This is a genomic window from Pseudomonas sp. KB_15 (assembly GCF_052114525.1).
Classification (GTDB): domain Bacteria; phylum Pseudomonadota; class Gammaproteobacteria; order Pseudomonadales; family Pseudomonadaceae; genus Aquipseudomonas.
The window spans coordinates 1-15,657 of record NZ_JBFREX010000032.1 but is presented as its reverse complement, the minus strand read 5'-3'; the positions used below and the strand labels follow the sequence as shown (position 1 = coordinate 15,657).

At 59.4% G+C, this 15,657-nt stretch carries 12 protein-coding genes; 10 read left to right on the top strand and 2 right to left on the bottom strand.

Going from position 1 to position 15,657, the window contains the following annotated elements; all coding sequences use genetic code 11:
* Positions 1 to 3: 3 nt before the first annotated feature.
* Positions 4 to 702, bottom strand: a complete 699-nt coding sequence (gene ubiG / locus AB4Z35_RS21500; RefSeq protein ID WP_007985381.1) for a bifunctional 2-polyprenyl-6-hydroxyphenol methylase/3-demethylubiquinol 3-O-methyltransferase UbiG — start codon at positions 700 to 702, stop codon at positions 4 to 6.
* A 58-nt stretch (positions 703 to 760) separates the two neighbouring features.
* The gene (locus AB4Z35_RS21495; RefSeq protein WP_442099285.1) at positions 761 to 2,095 is read right to left on the bottom strand and encodes a TRZ/ATZ family hydrolase; all 1,335 of its coding nucleotides are present in this window, start codon (positions 2,093 to 2,095) and stop codon (positions 761 to 763) included.
* Positions 2,096 to 2,203: 108 nt separating this feature from the next.
* Between AB4Z35_RS21495 and mtnA the strand changes: the two genes are divergently transcribed.
* The 10 genes from mtnA (at position 2,204) to ihfB (ending at position 15,587) form a co-directional block, all read left to right on the top strand.
* Positions 2,204 to 3,280 (top strand): S-methyl-5-thioribose-1-phosphate isomerase, encoded by a 1,077-nt coding sequence (gene mtnA, locus AB4Z35_RS21490; protein WP_277530691.1) that lies wholly within the window; start codon positions 2,204 to 2,206, stop codon positions 3,278 to 3,280.
* A 416-nt stretch (positions 3,281 to 3,696) separates the two neighbouring features.
* Positions 3,697 to 6,351 carry a DNA gyrase subunit A gene (gene gyrA / locus AB4Z35_RS21485; protein WP_007999927.1) on the top strand — a complete coding sequence of 885 codons (2,655 nt, stop codon included), beginning with the start codon at positions 3,697 to 3,699 and terminating at the stop codon, positions 6,349 to 6,351.
* 230 nt (positions 6,352 to 6,581) lie between these two features.
* Positions 6,582 to 7,667 carry a 3-phosphoserine/phosphohydroxythreonine transaminase gene (gene serC, locus AB4Z35_RS21480; protein WP_442099284.1) on the top strand — a complete coding sequence of 362 codons (1,086 nt, stop codon included), beginning with the start codon at positions 6,582 to 6,584 and terminating at the stop codon, positions 7,665 to 7,667.
* Positions 7,667 to 8,761: a prephenate dehydratase gene (gene pheA, locus AB4Z35_RS21475; RefSeq protein WP_007999931.1), complete on the top strand. Its 1,095-nt coding sequence runs from the start codon at positions 7,667 to 7,669 to the stop codon at positions 8,759 to 8,761. The genes serC and pheA overlap by 1 nt, the downstream gene beginning before the upstream one ends.
* A 13-nt stretch (positions 8,762 to 8,774) precedes the next feature.
* Positions 8,775 to 9,887 carry a histidinol-phosphate transaminase gene (gene hisC / locus AB4Z35_RS21470; RefSeq protein ID WP_007999933.1) on the top strand — a complete coding sequence of 371 codons (1,113 nt, stop codon included), beginning with the start codon at positions 8,775 to 8,777 and terminating at the stop codon, positions 9,885 to 9,887.
* Positions 9,888 to 9,915: 28 nt separating this feature from the next.
* Positions 9,916 to 12,123, top strand: a complete 2,208-nt coding sequence (locus AB4Z35_RS21465; RefSeq protein ID WP_007999934.1) for a bifunctional prephenate dehydrogenase/3-phosphoshikimate 1-carboxyvinyltransferase — start codon at positions 9,916 to 9,918, stop codon at positions 12,121 to 12,123.
* Positions 12,120 to 12,809 (top strand): (d)CMP kinase, encoded by a 690-nt coding sequence (gene cmk / locus AB4Z35_RS21460; protein WP_007973641.1) that lies wholly within the window; start codon positions 12,120 to 12,122, stop codon positions 12,807 to 12,809. The genes AB4Z35_RS21465 and cmk overlap by 4 nt, the downstream gene beginning before the upstream one ends.
* 120 nt (positions 12,810 to 12,929) lie before the next feature.
* Positions 12,930 to 14,621 (top strand): 30S ribosomal protein S1, encoded by a 1,692-nt coding sequence (gene rpsA, locus AB4Z35_RS21455; protein WP_007973639.1) that lies wholly within the window; start codon positions 12,930 to 12,932, stop codon positions 14,619 to 14,621.
* Between the two features lie 209 nt (positions 14,622 to 14,830).
* Entirely contained in the window at positions 14,831 to 15,112 is a 282-nt protein-coding gene (locus AB4Z35_RS21450) for a hypothetical protein (RefSeq protein ID WP_007999937.1), read from the top strand.
* 151 nt (positions 15,113 to 15,263) lie between these two features.
* A complete protein-coding gene (gene ihfB, locus AB4Z35_RS21445) occupies positions 15,264 to 15,587 on the top strand; it encodes an integration host factor subunit beta (protein ID WP_007999939.1) in 324 nt (107 codons plus the stop codon).
* Positions 15,588 to 15,657: the final 70 nt, after the last annotated feature.

The following is a 15,657-nucleotide window of genomic DNA, read 5'->3' as shown; positions in this document are numbered from 1 at the left end:
GGCTTATTCCTCGCGCAGGGTCTGGATCATGTAGTTGACGTCCACGTCGGCCGCCAGTTTGTAGTGTTTGGTCAGCGGGTTGTACGTCAGGCCGATGATGTCCTTGACGGTCAGACCGGCCATGCGGCTCCAGGCACCGAGTTCGGAAGGGCGGATGAATTTCTTGAAGTCGTGGGTGCCGCGGGGCAGCAACTTCATGATGTATTCGGCGCCGACGATGGCGAACAGGTACGCCTTCGGATTGCGGTTGATGGTGGAGAAGAACACCTGGCCGCCGGGCTTGACCATGCGGAAGCAGGCGCGGATCACCGAAGACGGGTCCGGTACGTGCTCAAGCATTTCCAGGCAGGTGACCACGTCGAACTGCTCGGGCATCTCCTCGGCCAGGGCTTCGGCGGTGATCTGCCGGTATTCGACGTTGACGCCCGACTCCAACTGATGCAACTGGGCAACCGCCAGCGGCGCTTCGCCCATGTCGATACCCATGACGGTCGCGCCGCGCTGGGCCATGGCTTCGCTGAGGATGCCGCCGCCGCAACCGACGTCGAGGACTTTTTTCCCGGCCAGGTTGACCCGTTCGTCAATCCAGTTGACCCGCAGGGGGTTGATGTCGTGCAGCGGTTTGAATTCGCTTTCGCGGTCCCACCAGCGATGGGCCAGGGCCTCGAATTTGGCGATTTCGGCGTAGTCGACGTTGCTCATGGTCTAAGTCCTCTAAAACTTGAAAAATCCTGTTGCCCCGGATGTGTTCCGGGGGGGCTTACGATTCGATACGGCCGCTGATGCGCTGGCCCCAGGCCTTCGCGACAGCGCCAAGCTGTTGTTCATCCAGGCGTGTCAGGCGACGGTCGTCGAGCAGTTGCTTGCCGGCTACCCAAAGGTGTTTCACGCAGTCCCGGCCGGTGGCGTATATAAGTTGCGAAACCGGGTCATAGACCGGCTGCTGGGCCAGGCCGGAGAGGTCGAAAGCCACCATGTCCGCGGCCTTGCCGATTTCCAGCGAGCCGGTTTCGGCCTCGATACCCAGAGCCCGGGCGCCGTTGAGGGTGGCCATGCGCAAGGCGCGATGGGCATCCAGCGCGGTGGCCGAGCCGGCGACAGCCTTGGCCAGCAAGGCTGCGGTGCGGGTTTCGCCGAGCAGGTCCAGGTCATTGTTGCTCGCCGCGCCATCGGTGCCGACCGCGACATTGACCCCRGCCTSCCACAARCGCTCGACCGGGCAGAAKCCGCTGGCCAGCTTCAGGTTCGACTCCGGGCAATGAATCACATTGCTGTTGCTTTCTACCAGCAGTGCCAGGTCTTCATCGCTGATCTGGGTCATGTGAACCGCCTGGAAGCGCGGTCCCAGCAAGCCCAGGCGAGCCAGGCGGGCCAGTGGCCGTTCTGCGCGTTGCTCGACCGATTGCTGCACCTCGAACGCCGTTTCATGCACGTGCATGTGGATCGAGGCGTCCAGTTCTTCGGCAATCACCCGGATTTTTTCCAGGTTTTCGTCGCCTACGGTGTAGGGTGCATGGGGGCCGAAGGTGATTTTGATGCGCTCGTGGTGCTTGAGATCGCCAAACAATTCGACGCCCTGACGGATGGCTTCGTCCGCCGTAGCAGCGCCCGGAATAGGGAAATCGAGGATCGGAATCGCGATCTGCGCGCGAATACCGCTGTTGTGCACGCGCTCGCTGGCAACCTTCGGGAAGAAGTACATGTCAGAGAAACAGGTGATGCCGCCTTTGATTTGCTCGGCGATGGCAAGGTCGGTGCCGTCGCGCACGAAGTCCTCGTCGACCCACTTGGCTTCGGCGGGCCAGATGTGGTTTTCCAGCCAGGTCATCAATGGCAGGTCATCGGCCAGGCCACGGAACAGCGTCATCGCTGCGTGCCCGTGGGCATTGATCAGCCCGGGGCTGAGCAACATGTCGGGCAATTCGCGGATTTCGGTTGCGTTAAGCTTCAGCGCGGCGGAACGTGGGCCGATAAACACGATGCGTCCATCACGGATRCCCACGCCATGTTCCTTGAGGACAACACCAGCGGGTTCGACGGGTACCAGCCAGGTCGGCAGCAATAACAGGTCGAGCGCAGCGGCAGTGTTCGGCATCGAGGGTCGGTTCCAGTGCTTTTGTAAAGGATGGCGAAGTATACCCGAGCGTCTTCGCGGGGGGATCGCTATAATCGGCGGCTTTTGTTCATGAGTGCGGGGTGAGGGATGCGCGATCGACTGTTGGCTGCGGAAAAGGTAAAGGCCATCGATTGGCGTGATGGCGCTCTCCATCTGCTGGATCAGCGTATTTTGCCGTTCGAGGAAAACTGGATCGCCTACACCAGCGCCGCTGGCGTGGCCGAGGCCATTCGCTCGATGGTGGTGCGCGGTGCGCCGGCAATTGGTATCAGTGCCGCTTATGGCATCGTACTGGCGGCCCGCGCCCGGATTGCCGAAGGTGGCGACTGGTACGCTGCGCTGGAAGAGGATTTCATGCTCCTGGCCGATTCCCGTCCTACTGCGGTCAACCTGTTCTGGGCGCTGGGTCGCATGCACGATCGGCTTGATCGCCTGAAAGACAATGCCGATCCGCTGGAGGTGCTGGAGGCCGAGGCCATCGCCATTCACGAAAGTGATCGCGAAGCCAACCTGACCATGGCGCAACTGGGTGTCGACCTGATCCGCAAGCATCAGGGCAACGCTCAGGCGATCCTGACCCACTGCAACACCGGCGCGCTGGCCACGGGCGGCTTTGGCACGGCGCTGGGGGTGATTCGTGGTGCATTCATCGAGGGGATGGTCGAGCAGGTCTATGTCGACGAAACCCGCCCATGGCTGCAGGGCTCGCGACTGACCGCATGGGAACTGGCCAATGAAGGCATTCCCGTGACCCTCAATGTCGATTCCGCCGCGGCGCATATCATGAAGACCAAAGGCCCTACCTGGGTCATCGTCGGTGCTGACCGGATTACCGCCAATGGCGATGTGGCCAACAAGATCGGCACCTATCAACTGGCCGTCAACGCCATGCACCACGGCGTGCGCTTCATGGTGGTGGCGCCGAGTTCGACCATCGACATGAACCTGGCCAGCGGTGATGACATTCCGATTGAAGAGCGTGATGGTCGCGAGTTGCTGGAGGTCGGTGGCAAGCGCGTCGGGGCCGACGTCAATGCCTTCAACCCTGTGTTCGACGTGACGCCGGCGGACCTGATCGATGCGATCGTCACCGAAAAAGGCATCGTCGAACGCCCGGATACGGCGAAGATGGCGCAGTTGATGTGCCGTAAGCGTCTGCATTGATTGGCCGTGGCGTTCGAAAGGACGCCATCGCCAGCAGGCTGGCTCCCACAGGTTTTGTGATCGACACAGATCAATGTGGGAGCCAGCCTGCTGGCGATTAAGGTCTGAAAGTCAATAAACATCCGTAATTCGGCCCCGAATTCAGCATTCGCAGCGGCTCTAAGCCTCTCTCGTCCCCTTCAGGCCTGTCACCGGTCAACTAACTACTCTCCATGCGCATCTGGGGGATAGGTGCGTGGMGGCTCTTGTGATAACATTCGGCGGTTTCCATGGTTGCCCCGCGGGGTGACCTTTACTGCGCAGATCCATGGCATAACTCGTTGATTTGTCGTAAGTCGGTACATGGCACTCAGCCTGTATCGGCGAGCTTCGTTGGTCCTGACGAAGTTTCACCAGAAAAAGGAATCAGGCTTCTCATGGGCGAACTGGCCAAAGAAATCCTCCCGGTCAATATCGAAGACGAGCTGAAGCAGTCCTACCTCGACTATGCGATGAGCGTAATTGTCGGGCGGGCACTGCCGGATGCGCGCGATGGCTTGAAGCCCGTGCACCGGCGTGTGCTGTTCGCGATGAGCGAGCTGGGCAACGACTTCAACAAGCCGTACAAGAAATCTGCCCGTGTTGTCGGTGACGTGATCGGTAAGTATCACCCGCACGGTGATACTGCGGTGTACGACACCATCGTCCGGATGGCGCAGCCATTCTCCCTGCGCTACCTGCTGGTAGACGGCCAGGGCAACTTCGGTTCGGTGGACGGCGACAATGCCGCGGCCATGCGATACACCGAAGTGCGCATGACCAAGCTGGCGCACGAGCTGCTGGCTGACCTGCATAAAGAAACCGTGGACTGGGTGCCGAACTACGACGGCACCGAAATGATCCCGGCGGTCATGCCGACCCGTATTCCCAACCTGCTGGTCAACGGCTCCAGCGGTATCGCCGTGGGCATGGCGACCAACATTCCGCCGCACAACCTCGGTGAAGTCATCGACGGTTGCCTGGCGCTCATCGACAACCCCGAGCTGACTGTCGATGAACTGATGCAATACATCCCCGGTCCGGACTTCCCGACCGCCGCGATCATCAATGGTCGCGCCGGTATCATCGAAGCCTACCGCACCGGCCGCGGCCGCATTTACATGCGTGCCCGCTCGATGATCGAAGACATCGACAAGGTCGGTGGCCGCCAGCAGATCGTCATCACCGAACTCCCTTACCAGCTGAACAAGGCGCGTCTGATCGAGAAGATCGCCGAGCTGGTCAAAGAGAAGAAGCTCGAAGGCATCACCGAACTGCGCGACGAGTCCGACAAGGACGGTATGCGCGTGGTGATCGAGCTGCGTCGCGGCGAAGTGCCTGAGGTCATCCTCAACAACCTCTACGCCCAGACCCAGCTGCAAGCAGTGTTCGGTATCAACATCGTTGCGCTGATCGATGGCCGTCCGCGGATCCTGAACCTCAAGGACCTGCTGGAAGCCTTCGTCCGTCACCGCCGCGAAGTGGTGACCCGTCGTACCGTGTTCGAACTGCGCAAGGCGCGCGAGCGTGGTCACATCCTTGAAGGTCAAGCGGTTGCCCTGTCGAACATCGATCCGGTCATCGCCCTGATCAAGGCCTCGCCAACGCCGTCGGAAGCCAAGGAAGCGCTGGTCAGCACCCCTTGGGAGTCCTCGGCTGTGGTGGCGATGGTGGAACGTGCCGGCGCCGATTCGTGCCGTCCGGAAAACCTCGATCCGCAATACGGTCTGCGCGACGGCAAGTACTTCCTGTCGCCGGAACAGGCGCAAGCCATTCTGGAATTGCGTCTGCACCGCCTGACCGGTCTGGAACACGAAAAACTGCTGGCCGAGTATCAGGAGATTCTCAACCAGATCGGCGAGCTGATCCGCATCCTCAACAGCGCCACGCGCCTGATGGAAGTGATCCGCGAAGAGCTGGAAGTGATTCGCGCCGAATACGGCGACGTGCGTCGTACTGAAATTCTCGATGCCCGTCTCGACCTGACCCTGGGTGACATGATCCCGGAAGAAGAGCGCGTCGTGACCATTTCCCACGGTGGCTATGCCAAGACCCAGCCGCTGGCTGCGTACCAGGCCCAGCGTCGTGGCGGTAAAGGCAAGTCGGCAACCGGCGTCAAGGATGAGGACTACATTGCTCACCTGCTGGTTGCCAACAGCCACACCACGCTGCTGCTGTTCTCCAGCAAGGGCAAGGTGTACTGGCTGAAAACCTACGAAATCCCTGAGGCGTCCCGCGCTGCCCGTGGTCGTCCGCTGGTCAACCTGCTGCCGCTGGACGACGGTGAGTACATCACCACCATGCTGCCGGTCGAGGAGTACACCGAAGGTCACTACATCTTCATGGCCACCGCCAACGGCACCGTGAAGAAGACCCCGCTGGAATCCTTCAGCCGTCAACGCAGCGTCGGCCTGATCGCGCTGGAACTGGACGAAGGCGACGTGCTGATTTCCGCGGCCATCACCGATGGCGAGCGTGAAGTCATGCTGTTCTCCGACGGCGGTAAGGTTACCCGCTTCAAGGAGTCCGACGTTCGCGCCATGGGCCGTACCGCCCGCGGCGTGCGCGGCATGCGTCTGCCGGAAGGCCAGAAGCTGATTTCCATGCTGATCCCGGAAGAAGGCAGCCAGATCCTCACCGCTTCCGAGCGTGGTTTCGGCAAGCGCACGGCGATCACCGAGTTCCCTGAGTACAAGCGTGGCGGTCAGGGCGTTATCGCCATGGTCAGCAACGAGCGTAACGGCCGTCTGGTCGGTGCGGTACAGGTGCTCGACGGCGAGGAAATCATGTTGATTTCCGACCAGGGCACCCTGGTCCGTACCCGTGTCGACGAAGTCTCCAGCCTGGGCCGTAACACCCAGGGGGTGACCCTGATCAAACTGGCCAACGATGAAACGCTGGTTGGGCTGGAGCGGGTTCAGGAGCCGTCGGAAGTCGAGGGTGAAGAGCTCGAAGGTGAAGAGGGTGACGGGTTTGTCGGTGAGGTCGTAATTGACGACGTTGCCGAAGACCAGCAACTCGACGCCGCTGCTGACGAAGAACCACAGGAATAAGCGGGTAAGCAGGGGGCGGATGAGAATTCGCCCCCTCGTTGTTTGTCCCTTTGGAAATTAAGAACACCCATGTAGGAGCGAGCTTGCTCGCGATGGACGTTAACGATGACGCGGGAAGCCAGGCATCCCGCGGCGTTCTCAGGTTTTTCGCGAGTAAGCTCGCTCCTACAGAGTGTCGATTGATGTTGCGATTTACTGCGTGATACCACCAAATCAGAGCGAGATTGGATGTGAGCAAGAGAGCCTATAACTTCTGTGCCGGTCCTGCGGCGCTTCCCGAAGCTGTCCTGCAGCGCGCCCAGGGTGAACTCCTCGATTGGCACGGCAAGGGTCTGTCGGTCATGGAAATGAGCCATCGCAGTGATGAGTTCGTGTCCATTGCCACCAAGGCCGAGCAGGATCTGCGTGATCTGCTGAATATCCCCTCGAACTATAAAGTGCTGTTCCTGCAAGGTGGCGCCAGCCAGCAATTCGCTCAGATTCCGCTGAACCTGTTGCCGGAAAACGGCTCGGCCGACTATATCGACACCGGTATCTGGTCGCAGAAAGCCATCGAAGAAGCGTCGCGCTACGGCCACGTCAACGTTGCCGGCACCGCCAAGCCCTACGACTATTTCGCCATTCCCGGCCAGAACGAATGGACGCTGTCGAAAGACGCGGCCTACGTTCATTATGCGCCGAACGAAACCATTGGCGGCCTGGAGTTCCAATGGATTCCGGAAACCGGTGATGTTCCGCTGGTGGCTGACATGTCCTCCGACATCCTGTCGCGTCCGGTGGATGTTTCGCGCTTCGGCATGATCTACGCCGGCGCGCAGAAAAACATCGGTCCGAGCGGCATCGTGGTCAACATCGTTCGCGAAGACCTGTTGGGCAACGCCCGCTCCATTTGCCCGACCATGCTCAACTACAAGGTCGCGGCCGATAACGGTTCGATGTACAACACCCCGCCGACACTGGCCTGGTACTTGTCCGGCCTGGTGTTCGAGTGGCTGAAAGAGCAGGGCGGTGTCGAAGCCATCGGCAAGCTCAATGAAGTCAAGCAGCGCACGTTGTATGGCTTCATCGATGCCAGCGGCCTGTACAGCAACCCGATCAACAAGTCGGACCGCTCGTGGATGAACGTACCATTCCGCCTGGCAGACGATCGTCTGGACAAGCCGTTCCTGGCCGGTGCCGACGAGCGTGGTCTGTTGAACCTCAAGGGTCACCGTTCCGTGGGCGGTATGCGCGCCTCCATCTATAACGCCGTCGACATCAACGCCGTCAACGCGCTGGTTTCGTACATGGCAGAGTTCGAGAAGGAACACGGCTAATGTCTGAGCAAGAACTCAAGGCACTGCGTCTGCGCATTGATGCCCTGGACGAAAAGGTCCTGGAGCTGATCAGTGAGCGTGCGCGCTGCGCCCAGGAAGTCGCGCGAGTAAAGATGGCCTCGCTGGCCGAAGGCGAAGTGCCGGTGTTCTATCGTCCTGAGCGCGAAGCTCAAGTGCTCAAGCGTGTCATGGAGCGTAATCAGGGGCCGCTGGGCAACGAAGAGATGGCGCGGTTGTTCCGTGAAATCATGTCTTCGTGCCTGGCGCTCGAGCAGCCGCTGAAAGTGGCTTATCTCGGCCCTGAAGGCACCTTTACTCAAGCAGCGGCCATGAAGCACTTTGGTCACGCGGTGATCAGCAAGCCGATGGCGGCGATCGACGAAGTGTTCCGTGAGGTGGCGGCCGGTGCGGTGAATTTTGGCGTGGTGCCGGTGGAAAACTCTACCGAAGGTGCGGTCAACCACACCCTCGACAGCTTCCTCGAACATGACATGGTGATCTGCGGCGAAGTCGAGCTGCGTATCCACCATCATCTGTTGGTCGGTGAAAACACCAAGACCGACAGCATCAGCCGCATCTACTCCCATGCCCAGTCCCTGGCCCAGTGCCGCAAGTGGCTGGACTCCCACTACCCGAATGTCGAGCGTGTGGCGGTGTCCAGCAACGCCGAAGCCGCCAAGCGGGTCAAGGGCGAGTGGAACTCGGCGGCGATTGCCGGCGACATGGCGGCCGGCCTGTACGGCTTGACCCGTTTGGCCGAGAAGATCGAGGATCGCCCGGACAACTCCACGCGCTTCCTGATGATCGGTAATCAGGAAGTGCCGCCGACCGGCGACGACAAGACTTCTATCATCGTCTCTATGAGCAACAAGCCAGGTGCGCTGCATGAGTTGCTGGTGCCGTTCCACGACAATGGCATCGACCTGACGCGAATCGAGACTCGTCCGTCGCGCAGCGGTAAATGGACCTACGTGTTCTTCATCGATTTTGTCGGCCATCATCGCGACCCGCTGGTCAAAGGTGTGCTGGAAAAGATCAGTCAGGAAGCAGTGGCACTCAAAGTGCTGGGCTCCTACCCGAAAGCAGTTCTCTAAGGGGCGGTAGCAAATGAGTGGCAATTTCCTCGCTCTGGCACAGCCGGGCGTGCAACAACTTTCGCCTTACGTTCCGGGCAAGCCCGTGGACGAACTGGCGCGTGAGCTGGACCTCGATCCAGCCAGCATCGTCAAACTGGCGAGCAACGAAAACCCGCTGGGCCCTGGCCCCAAGGCGCTGGCGGCCATCCGCGAGGCGCTGGCCGAGCTGACCCGCTATCCGGACGGCAACGGTTTTGCGCTCAAGACCCTGCTGGCCGAGCAGTGCCGTGTCGAACTGAATCAAGTGACGCTGGGTAATGGCTCCAACGACATTCTTGAATTGGTCGCACGTGCCTATCTGGCACCGGGCCTGAACGCCGTGTTCAGCGAGCATGCGTTCGCGGTCTACCCGATTGCCACTCAGGCAGTCGGCGCACAGGCCAAGGTCATCCCGGCCAAAGACTGGGGGCATGACCTGCCTGCCATGCTGGCGGCGATCGATGCCAATACCCGCGTGGTGTTCATCGCCAACCCGAACAACCCGACCGGGACCTGGTTCGACGCCGAGGCGCTGGACGAATTCCTGCAGGATGTTCCGGAGCATGTGCTGGTCGTACTGGACGAGGCCTACATCGAGTACGCCGAAGGCAGCGATCTGCCGGATGGCCTGGACTTCCTGGCGGCTTATCCGAACCTGCTGGTTTCCCGCACCTTCTCCAAGGCCTACGGCCTGGCGGCGCTGCGCGTGGGTTATGGCTTGTCCACGGCGGTGGTCGCAGACGTGCTGAACCGTGTACGCCAGCCGTTCAACGTCAACAGTCTGGCCCTGGCCGCTGCTTGTGCGGCGTTGAAGGACGAAGAATATCTGGCGCAAAGTCGCCAGTTGAACGAGTCCGGCATGCAGCAACTGGAAGCCGGTTTCCGTGAACTGGGGCTGAGCTGGATTGCGTCCAAAGGCAATTTCATCTGCGTCGATCTCGGTCAAGTCGCGGCCCCGGTGTTCCAGGGCTTGCTTCGTGAGGGCGTGATCGTGCGTCCGGTGGCCAATTACGGCATGCCGAATCACCTGCGCATCACCATTGGCCTGCCGGCAGAGAACAGCCGCTTCCTTGAAGCGCTGACCAAGGTTCTGGCTCGTGGTTGATGTCACTGCGCTGCAATCTGCTGAACCTATGATCGGTCGCCTGGTGGTGGTCGGTCTTGGGTTGATCGGCGGTTCGTTTGCCAAGGGTTTGCGTGAAAGCGGTCTGTGCCGCGAAGTGGTCGGGGTCGATCTCGATCCGCAATCGCGCAAACTCGCGGTCGAGTTGGGTGTGGTGGATCGCTGCGAGGAAGACCTGGGCGTCGCTTGTCAGGGCGCCGACGTCATCCAGCTCGCGGTGCCGATCCTGGCCATGGAGAAAGTGCTCGCACGCCTGGCCGGCATGGATCTGGGGCAAGCGATCCTGACCGATGTCGGCAGTGCCAAGGGTAATGTGGTGCGTGCGGCCACCGAGGCATTTGGCAGTATGCCGTCGTGCTTCGTGCCGGGGCACCCCATTGCCGGTTCCGAGCAAAGCGGGGTGGAAGCCTCCAACGCCGAGCTGTTCCGTCGCCACAAAGTGATCCTGACTCCGCTGGATCAGACTGATCCGGCAGCCTTGGCAGTAGTCGACCGTTTGTGGCGCGAGCTGGGCGCCGATGTCGAGCACATGCAGGTCGAACGTCACGACGAAGTGCTGGCCGCGACCAGTCATCTGCCGCACTTGCTGGCGTTCGGTTTGGTCGACTCACTGGCCAAGCGCAATGAAAATCTTGAGATCTTCCGTTACGCTGCGGGCGGTTTCCGCGATTTCACAAGAATCGCCGGAAGCGACCCGGTCATGTGGCACGACATCTTCCTCGCCAACCGTGAGGCTGTCCTGCGCACACTCGATACATTTCGCAGCGACCTCGACGCCTTGCGCGACGCGGTCGATGCAGGGGATGGGCACCAATTGTTGGGCGTTTTCACTCGCGCCCGGGTTGCCCGCGAGCATTTCAGTAAAATCCTGGCCCGCAGGGCCTATGTGGACGCTATGAATTCCAACGATCTGATTTTCCTGGCTCAACCTGGTGGCCGCCTGTCCGGTCGGATTCGCGTACCGGGTGACAAATCGATTTCCCACCGTTCGATCATGCTCGGTTCCCTGGCTGAAGGTGTCACCGAAGTCGAAGGCTTCCTCGAGGGCGAAGATGCCCTGGCGACCTTGCAGGCATTCCGTGACATGGGCGTCGTGATCGAAGGCCCGCACCACGGTCGCGTGACCATTCACGGTGTCGGCCTGCATGGCCTGAAGCCGGCGCCGGGCCCGATCTATCTGGGCAACTCCGGTACTTCGATGCGTCTGTTGTCCGGTTTGCTGGCTGCGCAGAACTTTGACAGCACCCTGACCGGCGACGCTTCGCTGTCCAAGCGCCCGATGAATCGCGTGGCCAATCCGCTGCGTGAAATGGGCGCGGTGATCGAAACCGCCGCTGAAGGTCGTCCGCCGATGACCATTCGTGGTGGCCACAAGCTCAAGGGGCTGACCTACACCATGCCGATGGCCAGTGCCCAGGTTAAGTCCTGCCTGCTGTTGGCCGGTCTGTATGCCGAAGGCAAGACCACGGTTACCGAGCCTGCTCCGACCCGTGACCATACCGAGCGTATGCTCCGTGGCTTCGGCTACCCGGTAACGGTCAACGGTGCGACCGCATCGGTCGAGTCCGGTAACAAGCTGACCGCGACCCACATTGAAGTCCCGGGTGATATTTCGTCCTCGGCGTTCTTCCTGGTGGCGGCGTCGATCGCCGAAGGTTCGGAACTGGTGCTGGAGCACGTCGGCATCAACCCGACCCGTACCGGTGTGATCGACATCCTGCGCCTGATGGGCGCCGACATCACCCTGGAGAACCAGCGTGAAGTGGGTGGCGAACCGGTAGCAGACCTGCGCGTACGTGCAGCTAAACTCAAAGGTATCGAGATTCCCGAGGCGCTGGTTCCACTGGCGATCGACGAGTTCCCGGTGCTGTTCGTGGCTGCCGCGTGTGCCGAAGGGCGCACCGTATTGCGGGGTGCCGAAGAGCTGCGGGTCAAGGAGTCGGACCGTATCCAGGTCATGGCTGATGGTTTGCTGGCGCTGGGCGTCAAGTGCGAGCCAACTCCGGATGGCATCATCATCGACGGCGGCCAGATCGGCGGCGGTGAAGTGCACGGTCACGGCGATCACCGTATCGCCATGGCGTTCAGCGTTGCTTCGCTGCGCGCCAGTGCGCCGATCCGCATTCATGATTGCGCCAACGTCGCGACGTCGTTCCCGAACTTCCTGGCGCTGTGCGCACAGGTCGGTATTCGCGTGGCACAAGAGGCGCAGTCGTGAACAACATTGCACCGGTCATCACCATCGATGGACCAAGCGGCTCGGGCAAGGGCACGGTAGCCGGGATCCTGGCCAAGCGCCTGGGCTGGAACCTGCTCGATTCCGGTGCGTTGTACCGATTGCTGGCCTTCGCTGCGCATAACCATGGTGTCGACCTGACCAATGAAGAGCTGCTGAAGAAACTTGCCGCTCATCTGGATGTGCAATTCATCGCGGCGACGGACGGTCAGTTGCAACGCATCATTCTGGAAGGTGACGAAGTCAGCGATGTCATTCGCACCGAAAGCGTCGGTTCCGGCGCTTCCCAGGTGGCTGCGCTGCCAGCTGTACGCGAGGCGCTGTTGCAGCGCCAACGTGCTTTTCAGGAAGCGCCGGGCCTTGTGGCGGATGGTCGCGACATGGGCACCGTGGTTTTTCCTGACGCGCCGCTGAAGATTTTTCTGACCGCCAGTGCCGAGGAGCGGGCACGCCGTCGATATTTGCAGTTGAAGGGCAAGGTCGAGGGTGTTAGTCTGTCGAGTCTGCTAGATGAGATACGTGCGCGCGATGAGCGTGATACCCAGCGAGCGGTAGCCCCGCTCAAACCGGCGGCTGACGCCATACAGCTGGATTCCACGGAATTATCCATCGACCAGGTGCTGGAACGCATCATGAGCGAGATCGCCATTCGCGATATCGCCGGGTGACCAAGAAGGCCGCAGGGGACCAGTCATAGTCCTGCGGTGGCTTCTTTTAAATGAAACTAACCCACACCGTCTGGGGTGTGGAGATGGGCGTATTCTTCGCCCTCATCAACAGGAATTAAAATGAGCGAAAGCTTTGCGGAACTCTTTGAAGAAAGCCTAAAAACCCTGAACCTTCAGGCAGGCTCCATCATCACCGGTGTTATCGTTGATATCGATTACCAGGCTCGCTGGGTAACCGTTCACGCTGGCCTGAAGTCTGAAGCACTCATCCCGCTTGAGCAGTTCTACAACGACGCTGGCGAACTGAACATCAACGTCGGTGACGAAGTTCACGTTGCTCTGGACTCGGTTGAAGATGGCTTTGGTGAAACCAAGCTGTCCCGTGAAAAAGCCAAGCGCGCTGAATGCTGGATTGTTCTGGAAGCAGCCTTCGCAGCCGAAGAAGTGGTCAAGGGCGTTATCAACGGTAAGGTTAAAGGCGGCTTCACTGTCGACGTTAACGGCATCCGTGCGTTCCTGCCAGGTTCTCTGGTTGACGTCCGTCCAGTGCGCGACACCACGCACCTGGAAGGCAAAGAGCTGGAATTCAAGGTCATCAAGCTGGACCAGAAGCGCAACAACGTTGTCGTTTCCCGTCGCAGCGTCCTGGAAGCCGAGAACTCCGCCGAGCGCGAAGCTCTGCTGGAATCCCTGCAGGAAGGCCAACAAGTCAAAGGTATCGTCAAGAACCTCACCGATTACGGCGCATTCGTCGATCTGGGTGGCGTCGATGGCCTGCTGCACATTACCGACATGGCTTGGAAGCGTATCAAGCATCCTTCCGAAATCGTCAACGTTGGCGACGAGATCGATGTCAAGGTTCTGAAGTACGATCGCGAGCGCAATCGTGTTTCCCTGGGCCTGAAGCAACTGGGCGAAGATCCATGGGTTGCTATCAAAGCCCGTTACCCGGAAAGCACTCGCGTTACCGCTCGTGTAACCAACCTGACCGACTACGGCTGCTTCGCTGAGCTGGAAGAAGGCGTTGAAGGTCTGGTACACGTTTCCGAAATGGACTGGACCAACAAGAACATCCACCCTTCGAAAGTCGTACAAGTCGGCGACGAAGTGGAAGTTATGGTTCTGGACATCGACGAAGAGCGTCGTCGTATCTCCCTGGGCATCAAGCAGTGCAAATCTAACCCATGGGAAGATTTCTCTGGCCAGTTCAACAAGGGCGATAAAATCTCCGGCACCATCAAGTCGATCACCGATTTCGGTATCTTCATTGGTCTGGACGGCGGCATCGACGGTCTGGTTCACCTGTCCGACATCTCCTGGAACGAAGTGGGCGAAGAAGCCGTTCGCCGCTTCAAGAAGGGCGACGAGCTGGACACCGTTATCCTGTCGGTTGACCCAGAGCGCGAGCGCATCTCCCTGGGTATCAAGCAACTGGAAAGCGATCCGTTCTCCGAGTACGTTCAAGAGAACGACAAAGGCGCCATCGTTAAAGGCATCGTGAAGGAAGTTGACGCTAAAGGCGCCATCATCACTCTGGCCGACGATATCGAAGCGACTCTGAAAGCCTCCGAAATCAGCCGTGACCGCGTTGAAGACGCGCGCAACGTTCTGAAAGAAGGCGAAGAAGTAGAAGCCAAGATCATCAGCGTTGACCGCAAGAGCCGTGTAATTCAGCTCTCGATCAAGTCGAAAGACGTTGAAGACGAGAAAGAAGCAATCCAGAGCCTGCGCGACAAGCCAGTAGCTACTGATGCTCCTGTGGCCACCACTCTGGGTGACCTGCTGCGTGCACAAATGGAAAAACAGAACTAAGTTCTGATTTTCTGTAAAAAAGGGCGACTTCGGTCGCCCTTTTTTGTACCTGGAATTTGGTGAGTCGCGCCGGCTTTACCCGCTTGAATCGTGAACCAAAAATGCTGAAAAATTGTCTGATTGTTTAGCCGGATCAAACGCTTATTAACAGCTAGTCTTTAGCCTGAGACAAATGATCGCCCGGTAGGCTTTCTGGCGAAAGGAAGTGAATGAACAAGCTCATTGTCGCAGTAGCAGTTCTGGCGCTAGCGGGTTGTACCACCAGCGCCAAAACTCACGTAGTGCATGGGGTTAGCGGTATTGAGGTCGATTGTTCCGGGCTCGGTTCGAAATGGGAAAAGTGTTACAAGCGCGCGGCTAAGGAGTGTAAGGGGGCTGGTTACAAAGTTTTGACGAGGTCTGATGATCTCAAGGAAGAGGAGGAGGGCTTCCCCTTTGGATTCAACCCGGCAGGCTTCCTGACGCGCACCCTGTTGGTGATCTGCCGATGAGGCCGTGATTGCTCAGAGGTCTTCCACTTTCCAGGAATCGAGCATTTTGAGGTGGTGGGATAGATGGCAAAACTCGGACTGTTCAAAATCGTGCGGGCATGCTAAAACCTTTGAAGCGCTTACCTAGCTGCTTGAAAAAGAAGGGAAAAATATGACGAAGTCGGAGTTGATCGAACGAATTGTCACCCATCAAGGGCTGCTCTCATCCAAGGATGTGGAGCTGGCTATCAAGACCATGCTTGAGCAAATGTCCCAATGTCTGGCTACCGGGGATCGTATCGAGATCCGGGGGTTTGGCAGCTTCTCTCTGCACTACCGCGCGCCACGGGTCGGCCGTAACCCGAAAACCGGTCAGTCTGTCAGTCTCGACGGCAAGTTCGTTCCGCATTTCAAGCCGGGTAAAGAACTGCGGGATCGGGTGAATGAGGAAGAGGATGAGTTTGACAGCGAACATCGGGGTGACGGGCGTGCGTAGATTCAGTCGCCTGTTGCGGGTTCTGCTGCTGTTGGCGTTGTTGGCCTTCATCCTTCTGTTCACTCTGGAA